The following is an 8,682-nucleotide window of genomic DNA, read 5'->3' on the forward strand; positions in this document are numbered from 1 at the left end:
ACGCACGGCCTACAACCGGAACAACCCGGTCCCATGCTCATGGCAAACCAGAGGTCCCATCACCCTGGCAGGCGACAACAAATGCGTCCGCCGCCGCGGGCAGTTGCTGTATGGCGCGGGAACCCTTGCGCACCACGGTGATCAGTTGTTGGCCTGGGTCGACATCGCACTGGCGAACCCCCAGCAGCTCGGACGCGCGGGCTCCCGTTGAGATCCAGAATGCAACCATTGCTCGGTCCCGATTCGACGGCAGCGCGGTGAACAGCGTGTTGAACCGATCGTCGGGTATCGCCCGCGGAATCCGCTGCGGCATTTTGGGGCGATAGCGCCCTACACGGTCGTGCTTCCAGGCCTCCATCGGGTTGTGGTGGGCATTCGCCCGCTCCGACCGACGTGCGATATCGAGGGGAAACGGATTCAAGATCGGTCCGGCACCGAGGTCACGCTGGAAGTCGTAGAAGCCGCGTAGCACCGTCTCGCTGTGAGCGATCGTCGCCGGGGCATACCCGGGGCCGAGGGCGGCCTTGCCCGTTACGGGGTTCGGCGGCCCAACCGACTCCACGGTTGCAACCACTTGGTCCGACGATGGCCTTCTCCGGTGTTTGACCGTCAGCTGAATCCAACAGCTGAAATCGCGCGCTTCGATCCGCGTCGCGCGGCGCCAATCGACATCGACCGCGCCGAGGAATCTCCACCACCGCAGCAAGTCCATGCCGTAGGAACGCAGCGTCGCTGGAGAACGCCCAGCCGCGAGCAGCTCCCGTAGAAACGCGGCCACTGATTCCACGACGGCGCCCTCGGCGTCGATCAACCGGTAAGGCTCACCCAGATCGCCGGTTGAGGCGAGCTCCCCACAGCGAGAAACAACAAGACGGGCTACATCCCTGGTTTGTACTGGCTCTTGGTTCATGGCCGAAAGCTATCGGGGCCGGCGCATTACGCCGCGCCACGCCACGCGGCTGGGCCAGTTAGTTCAGTCAACGGTGCGTTGGCGTGCGGGCAGCTCTGCTGCACCGGCAGTCCGCAGTAGCCGTTGGGTAGGGCCTGGGTGGCTCGGCCGAGGCGCTGTTTGGCCCAGGCGGCCGCGGCGATCGGACCGGACGGGTCGAAAATGATTGTGGTGCGGTGGATGTCGACCTTGCGGGCCGCCTCCCACTGGCGGCGCACGGTGGTGTCGTGCAGGCGGGCGTAATGCCCGGTCATCTGCGCGGAGTCGTGGTCCAGGATGCGTCGCACGACCTCTTGTGGGACGTCGCGGTTGATCAGCCGGGTGCCCAGGGTGTGGCGCCACTGGTGCGGGGTTAGGTGCACCGGCTGGCCGTGCTCGTCACGGATGTCGCAGACGGACAGCCAGCGCAACAGCGCCATCCGGTAGGTGGGGCTGGCGATCGGGTGGGTGCCGTCAATGTTCTTCGTCGGCCGTGGGAACAACACCGGCGTGCCTGCCGGCCAACGCTGGGCGGTGCGGTTGCGATGTTCGGCGGTGAGCTCGCGCAACTGCACGTCGATGGGCACCAACGCGTCGCGTTTCATCTTGTGGTTGAGGTAGCGCAGATACGGAGCACCTTCGGCGTCGGCGACCACACAATCGCGGCGCAGCCGTAGCGCATCGGTGATCCGTAGCCCGCAACGCATCAAGATGATCGTGATCAACCGGTGGGCAGGATCGGTGAATCGGGCGAGGTTGTCGGGATCCTCGAGCTGAGCCATGACCTGTTCGGCCAGTGCCCGAGGCAACCGTTCGTCGCGTTTCGGGTAGTCCTCGGCGAAGAACATCGCGTCTGCGGGAAGGTCTGTGTCCCAACGGTGTTGGCGAACGGCGGCGAAGAACCGGTTGAGCAGCCCGATATGGGTCCCGCGACGTTGGGCACCGATGGAGTCGCCGCGCAGGTTGGCCAGATAGCGCTCCAGCACCGGCCGGTCGATCCGGTCGATGCTCTCGACGCCGATGTCGGCGAGGAACCCGGCGAAGCGGGTGAGCACAACGACCGGCCTGCCGCCGCCGGCTTCCAGGCCCAATCCGGTCGACAGCCGCCACCGGGCCCACCGCTTGGCCAGATCCCGCAGCCACGGCTGCGGAATACCGCCGAACCGCAGCGTGCGGTCTCCGTCGTAGCCGAGCCGGCGCATGCGCCAGACATCGCGCGGGTATTCGGCGTCCCAGCCGCCGGCTTCGGCCAGGTCGGCGATCACCCGGGATGCGTAGCTGAGGAACCCACGGGAGCGAGTGTCATTGATCGTCGACCGAGCCCAGTCGTGCCAGATGTCCTCGTCGTGGTTGAGCAGGGAGCCCACGCCTATTGCGGCCAGTGCCTTCACGACGCGCATGACCACGTCCGGGGTCAGCTTGCCCTGCCGATCGTCGTGACGGCGTTGCAGCACGTACTGCAGTTCCAGCTTCAGCTGACCGGTCAGCCGGTCGAGCCGGATCTGCTCGCTGGCCAGCGGGGTTTCGGCGGCGAAGCGGTCGGCGAACTCGTCAATGTCGGGTCTGCCGTTGACCCTTCCAGGTATTGGTGTGGGTTTGGCAGAACGCAGACGTGCCCTGCGGCCAGAGCTCGCAATGCGGGATGCGGCAGGTCGCGCCCGGCGCTGGCTGCTTGAACGGCTGTGGTTCGGCCAGCCATCCCGCCAGGCTGGGGCGCCCGGCTCGTTCCCATCGTTGCGCGTGCAGCCCGCACATGCCGCCACGGGCAGAGCCGTAACCGCAACCGGGCACCCGGCAGCGCTGGTTGGGTTGTCGCCGCCGCCACCGCGGATCGGTCGACACGGCGAACCGCTCCAGCGACGGACGCCCCTCTTCATGCCACCGTTGCCGATGTCCTTCACACAGGCCGCGTCCACGGGCGGTTCGCTCGCACCCCTCAACCCGGCACTCGGCTCCACCAAACACCGGATCCTCGGGCCCGAATTCCAGTACATTGCTGCGGAATTCGTTGCGGACCTCGGCCATCAGCTTGCCCAGCAGCCCCGACGGGCCGGCAGGCTTGAGCGACGGCGCCCTCACAGCCGCACCTGCCCATCGGTGAACCAACCGGCCTGTTCCATGACCCGCCGAGCGTCCTCCACGGTGAGGTGCCCATACGTCGTGGTCGTCGTCGCCACGTGCGCATGTCCGAGCAGATGCGCGACCACCTCGATGCTGACTCCGTCGCGCAGCAGCCGGGTTGCGGCCGTGTGTCGCAGCCAGTGCGGGTCGAAGTCGATCCCGGTCCGCCGGCGCAGCCGCCGCACCAGGTCATAGACCGCGGCGTAGGTCAGCGGATGCCCCTGCGGACGGCCCCACAGGTTGACGAACACATAGTCGCTGTCCAGATCGCCGTACTCAGTGTGAAGGTAGTCGGCGAACAATCGGATCAACGCGCTGCTGACCGGGATCGTGCGGACGGTCTGTGACTTGGCGCGCGCGCCATTGGCGTTGTCGCGTCGCCGCACCGTTACTTCATGCTCAGCGGAGGCGATGTCGTTGTGCCGCAAACCAAGTACCTCGCCGATCCGCATCCCTTCTCCGGGGTTTCCTGACCTGTTGCGGGACGTTGCTCGATCTACATGATCGGGCGGGTTGCTCGGCGTTTCTCCGGGGGTGTGGTGCTCGTGGCTGGTAGTTGTTTGTGACTGTCGGCCCGAAAGTGAGAGCCCATGCGAGTATTCCCGGTGAGTTTGCCGTCCGGGCAACGGTATTGGACGGTGCTGGATGAGGACCTGCAGGTGGTTGATGTCGCCGATGCGTATCTGCGGCATCTGCGGTTCGGCCACGACGCGGCCGAGTCCACGACGAAGGCGTATGCGCATTCGATCGCGTTGTTCCTGCGCTGGTGTGCCCGGTCGGGCCGGTCCTGGCAGGCCGGTGTGGAGGGTTTCGCGTTGTTCATGACGTGGCTGGCTCACGCCCGGTCATCGGTCGATGACGCCGCGAGCGTGGTGGTGGCCGGACCTGGCGCTGCTGCGGTGCGGGGCCCGTCGCGGATCAACGGGGTGCTGACCGCGGTGCGGGGCATGGTGGTGCACGCGGTGGCGACCGGCCACGGCGCGGCGGGGCTGGTGTCGATGCTGTATGAGGTCGCCGATGACCGGGACCTGCCGGCGGAGGCCCGCGGCGAGGACGGGCGGATGGCGTGGCGGATGCGGGCCCGGCATCGGCTGCGGGAACCGGAGACGACGATCGATCGGGCCAGCGACGAGCAGATCGTCGCGCTGCTGCGGGCGTGCCGGTCGGCGCGGGACCGATTGATCGTGTTGTTGATGGCGCGGGGCGGGTTGCGCCGCGGGGAGGTGTGCGGGCTGCGGCGCAGCGATGTGCACCTGCTGGTGGACTCGCGGCGGCTGGGCTGCGATGTCGAGCGCGCGCATCTGCATGTGGTGCGCCGAGACGACAACCCGAACCAGGCCTGGGCCAAGTCGCGGCGGGAGCGGGTGGTGCCGCTGGATTTCCTTGTGGTGCAACTGTTCGACGTCTACGAGTTCGAACGCATGCGTGTCACCGGCGCCGCCGACAGTGACTTCGTGTTCGTTAACCTGTTCCGCGGCAGGATCGGTGCGCCGATGCGGCCGGATGCGATCGGCGAGTTGATGGCCGCGGCGTCCCGGCGGGCCGGACTCGACGTCGCGGTGCGGCCCCACCAGTTGCGACATGCCTTCGGCAGCAACGTTGTTGATGCCGGGGCCGGGATCGATGTGGTCGCCGACCTGATGGGCCACGCCGCGGTGTCCTCGTCGCAGGTTTACCTGCATCCGGACTCCTCCCGGCTGCGGGCCGCCGTGGATGCGGTGCCCAGTCCCCGCGAGCAGGCCCAGGTGACCCGGTGACCGCCGTGGGGCTGGCTGAAAGAATCGCGGTCGAGCAGGACTGCGGCGAGTCCCCGCACGTGTTGGACGGGGTCGTGGTGATCGGCACGGCCGCGCGGCTGGCGAGGATGCTCGACCGCAGGTTCTTGGACGAGGCGGGGTGGGATCCGCGGACCAGGGTGTTGTCGTTGCTCGCGGAGCATCGATTGTTGGGCCGGACGGTGTGCCGGGCCGAGGGATGCCAGAACACCGTGCAATCCGGTCTCACGGTGTGTCATCGGTGCTGCACGCGCCTGACTCGGCGGGGAATGAACACGGCCGAGATCGCCGCTGCCGCATGCCTGCCCGCCGAACCCGCGTCCGCGACGCGGTGCGCGGTGCCGGGATGCCGGTGTGTGCCGACGGTGCGGCACGCGGTGTTGTGCGAGCCGCACGCCAAGAAGTTCCGCCTGCGGCGACCGCCGGTGTCGATGCAGCAGTTCCTGGCCGACCCGCGAGTGCGGCCGTTGCCGCCGATGCCCGCGTGCGCGGTGGCCGCGTGCACCCGGCCCGCCGACAGCGCGCGCGGCTACTGCAACACCCACTACCAGCGCTGGCGTAGCGCGCTCGGTACCAACCCTGAGTTCGATTCGCATCGGTGGCAAGCCCAGGAATCGGGTGTGGCCGAGTGCGGGCGGGTGAACCTGCGCGCGCTGCCGGTGCTGGTGGTGGTCGAGGTGCTGTTCGGCGTTCAGCAGCGCGTCCGGGGCGGGGCGAAGATCACCGAGGTAGAGCTGCGGGTGCTCTGCGACGGGCTGCGCCGGCGACAGGCCGCCTCGATCACCACCGACCGGGCCGAGATCACCCGCAACAAGTCCGTGCGGTCGCTGCGGAGCGCCCTGACCCAGCACGTCCGGCGGGCTCTGGCCGATCCCGGCAGCGAACAGGCAAAGGACACATGGGATCTCGCGGTCTTCGGCCATCGCGGGTCTTTGTCGTTCACCGGGATCGGCCAGGCCTGGCTGGCCCAGTCCGTCAAGCGGTGGGCAGCAGAACAACTCCCGCGCCACCGAGGTCGCGGCGCCGCGAGAGTGCGCGGCAAGATCAACGCGCTGCGGCTGCTGTCGGAGTTCCTCGGCCGCAGACCCGATGGTGGACTCGTCGCTTCGGCGTTGGGCCGCAGCGACATCGAGGATTTCCTCAACCGACTCGCTTATCTGGAGTCCGTCGGCGAGATCAGCCGATACCGGCGCAACGGCATCTGCCGTGACATGCGCGAGGTGCTGGCCGGGATCCGCGCCCTCGGCCTGACCCGGCCGGGGCAGACAGCCGCCGGACTGGCCGGCGATTTCGCCATCGAGCGCGGCGATATCCCCGCCGAACCCGAACGCGGCGAACCCGGCCGCGACCTGCCACCGGAGGTCCTGGCCATCCTGTGCGCCCACCTCGATGCCCTCGAACCCGTCGAGGTGCGGGTCGCCACCCAGATCGGCATCGACACCGGGCGCCGGCCCGAGGACATTCTCGCCTTGCCGTTGAACTGCCTGCACCGCGACAAGGACGGATCGGCGGTGCTGGTTTACGACAACGCCAAGGCCAACCGTCTCGGACGGCGTGTGCCGATCGGCGAAGCTACCGCGAAAGTCATTGCCGCTCAGCAGGACCGGGTGCGGGCGATGTTTCCTCACACCCCGCCCGCAGAACTGACACTGCTGCCCACACCACGCCGCAACCCCGAGGGGCGAAAGCCGATCAGCATCGATACGCTCGACAACCGGCACCGCGAGTGGATCTCGACCCTGCCCGTGTTGCGCACCCGCGACGGGGTCGAGGTCGACAAGACCAAGGTCACGCCCTATGCCTATCGGCATTGTTATGCCCAACGTCACGCGGATGCCGGGGTGCCGATCGACGTTCTGGCCGAATTGCTCGATCACCGTAGCTATTCCATGACCCGGCGCTACTACCGCATCGGCGAGGACCGTCGCCGCGACGCCGTCGACACCGTCACCGCGCTCAGTTTCGACCGGCACGGCAACCGGATCTGGCGTGACGCGCGCATGCTGCTGGAATCCGAACGCGCCCGCCACGCCGTCGGCGAGGTCGCCGTCCCCTACGGCACCTGCACCGAACCCACCAACGTCAAGGCCGGCGGCGGGGCCTGCCCGGTCCGGTTCCGCTGCGTGGGCTGCGATCACTTCCGCACCAACATCGCGTTCCTGCCCGACCTGCAGGCCTACCTCGATGATCTGCTACGCACCCGGGAACGGCTGGCCGCCACCATCGACGGGGTCGATGACTGGGCCCGCGCCGATGCCACCCCCACCGACGAGGAGATCACCCGCATCCGGCGGCTGATCAACCGCATCAAAGCAGACGTCGCCGACCTCAACGAGACCGAGCAAGCCCGCATCGACGACGCGATCGCTATCGTGCGCCGTCACCGCGCGGCCCACACCGTCCCGCTGGGCATGCCCAGCCTCACCCCACCCGCACCGACAACCATCGCCTCGGAGGCCACCGCATGACCACCACCGCTACCACGTCGAATCACACACCCGCACAATCCGTCTCGTCGACAACACGCACCCGATCGATGCTTGACGGCCGGCGCGACGACTCGATGCGCCGACGCCGGCGCGTGCTGGCCGCGATCGACCAAGCCGCCGCCGCCGGCGACCGGCTCAGCGCCACCGCGATCGCCCGCGCCGCCGCCGTTGACCGCACATTCCTCTACCGACACCCCGACCTGCTCGAGAAAATCCATGCGCTGCAAGCAGATCCAGTCCCGAGTGAGCACACCGGCCCTGGGGTCACCCGAGCCTCACTGCAGGCCGATCTGCTCGCTGCCCACGAACGCGCCGCCCGGCTCGGCGCGCGCATCCAGCAGCTGGAGAAGCGGCTGTCCGAAGCGCTCGGTGAACAGACGTGGCGCGAGTCCGGGCTCGGCGCCCGCACCGATATCGACGCCCTCCACCAGCGCATCAGCCAGCTCGAGCAGCACAACCTCGACCTTAAGCAACAACTCGACGAACGCGAGGAAGACCTCGCCGCAGCCCGGGCGGCCAACCGCGAACTCATGGCCCGACTCAACACACCAACCCGGCTGCGATGACACGCGCGAGTCTGCTTGCACCACACCTGTTGCGGTGGATAGCATCTCCGACATCAGCTTCTGAGCTGCACAAACTCAGAGAATCACGCTGGCGCACGGGGGCCGAGCCCTGGAGAACATCCCGGTGTCGTAGAGCACGGCGAAGAGCAATCGGTCCCGCAACCGGCCGCAGCCGTCCAGGATCGCCTGCACCTCGTCCGGCGACAGCACCCGCGGCAGCTTCTTCGGCGTCTTCAACGCGATCACCCGCCTCGACCTCGGCGTGCCCTTGCTGATGTGGTGCAGGAACGGCTTCCAACCGCCGCGCGCGCCGCCGACCTGCCACGAGGTCAGCAGCTCACCGACATCCACCCCATCTCGTGCAGCGTGGGTGTAAAACGCCCCGACGGCCGAAAGTTTGCGGTTTACAGTCGATTCCGTGCAATGATGCGGCACCGACGGCAACACCGCGACCTGCCCATGCCGGGCCTGCAGCGGAAGCCGCAGCCAGGCCACGAACTCACCGAGATCGTCGAGCCGAACGCCCCGCCAGTCCAGACCACGCTCGGCGAGAAAACCGAACCAGTCCTTGAGATCGTGCGCGTATGCCTTGACCGTGTTCGGTGATCGCTCGATGTCGGTCAGATACGCCAGATACCGGTCGACCGGCGCTACCGGAGCATCGTCGTCGCCGAGAACGGTCCACGACTCACGCAACGAGACCGGCGAGATAACTCGTGCAATCTGAGTTGCGTCCAGCAGAGTGGTGTACGAGCCGGTGATGACCGGCGTGTCGTAGCCGGATGAATGAAGGTCATCGCGTG

Annotated in this window: 5 protein-coding genes and 2 pseudogenes; 3 read left to right on the forward strand and 4 right to left on the reverse strand. The window is 67.8% G+C overall.

From position 1 onward, the window contains the following. Positions 1-37 precede the first annotated feature (37 nt). The 3 genes and pseudogenes from BST44_RS28245 to BST44_RS28255 all read right to left on the reverse strand — a co-directional run. Positions 38-910: a site-specific integrase gene (locus BST44_RS28245; protein ID WP_167380263.1), complete on the reverse strand. Its 873-nt coding sequence runs from the start codon at positions 908-910 to the stop codon at positions 38-40. A 26-nt stretch (positions 911-936) separates the two neighbouring features. Then, on the reverse strand, positions 937-2,691 hold the full coding sequence (locus BST44_RS28250) for a tyrosine-type recombinase/integrase (RefSeq protein WP_007168439.1): 1,755 nt from the start codon (positions 2,689-2,691) through the stop codon (positions 937-939). Between the two features lie 312 nt (positions 2,692-3,003). Next, positions 3,004-3,504: pseudogene (locus BST44_RS28255) on the reverse strand (tyrosine-type recombinase/integrase); the annotation flags it as partial. Between the two features lie 135 nt (positions 3,505-3,639). Here BST44_RS28255 and BST44_RS28260 point away from each other — a divergent pair. Genes BST44_RS28260 through BST44_RS28270 form a run of 3 tightly spaced genes read left to right on the forward strand, consistent with a single transcriptional unit; the run spans position 3,640 to position 7,879 of the window. Beyond that, complete coding sequence (locus BST44_RS28260; protein WP_007168437.1) at positions 3,640-4,806, forward strand: tyrosine-type recombinase/integrase; 1,167 nt, start codon at positions 3,640-3,642, stop codon at positions 4,804-4,806. Next, positions 4,803-7,292, forward strand: a complete 2,490-nt coding sequence (locus BST44_RS31405) for a tyrosine-type recombinase/integrase (protein ID WP_007168436.1) — start codon at positions 4,803-4,805, stop codon at positions 7,290-7,292. The genes BST44_RS28260 and BST44_RS31405 overlap by 4 nt, the downstream gene beginning before the upstream one ends. Then, positions 7,289-7,879 carry a hypothetical protein gene (locus BST44_RS28270; RefSeq protein WP_101930903.1) on the forward strand — a complete coding sequence of 197 codons (591 nt, stop codon included), beginning with the start codon at positions 7,289-7,291 and terminating at the stop codon, positions 7,877-7,879. The genes BST44_RS31405 and BST44_RS28270 overlap by 4 nt, the downstream gene beginning before the upstream one ends. 117 nt (positions 7,880-7,996) lie before the next feature. On the opposite strand, the pseudogene BST44_RS28275 reads toward BST44_RS28270, so the two are convergent. Beyond that, positions 7,997-8,575 (reverse strand): annotated as a pseudogene (locus BST44_RS28275) (tyrosine-type recombinase/integrase); the annotation flags it as partial. Positions 8,576-8,682: the final 107 nt, after the last annotated feature.

This window comes from Mycobacterium scrofulaceum (assembly GCF_002086735.1).
GTDB lineage: Bacteria > Actinomycetota > Actinomycetes > Mycobacteriales > Mycobacteriaceae > Mycobacterium > Mycobacterium scrofulaceum.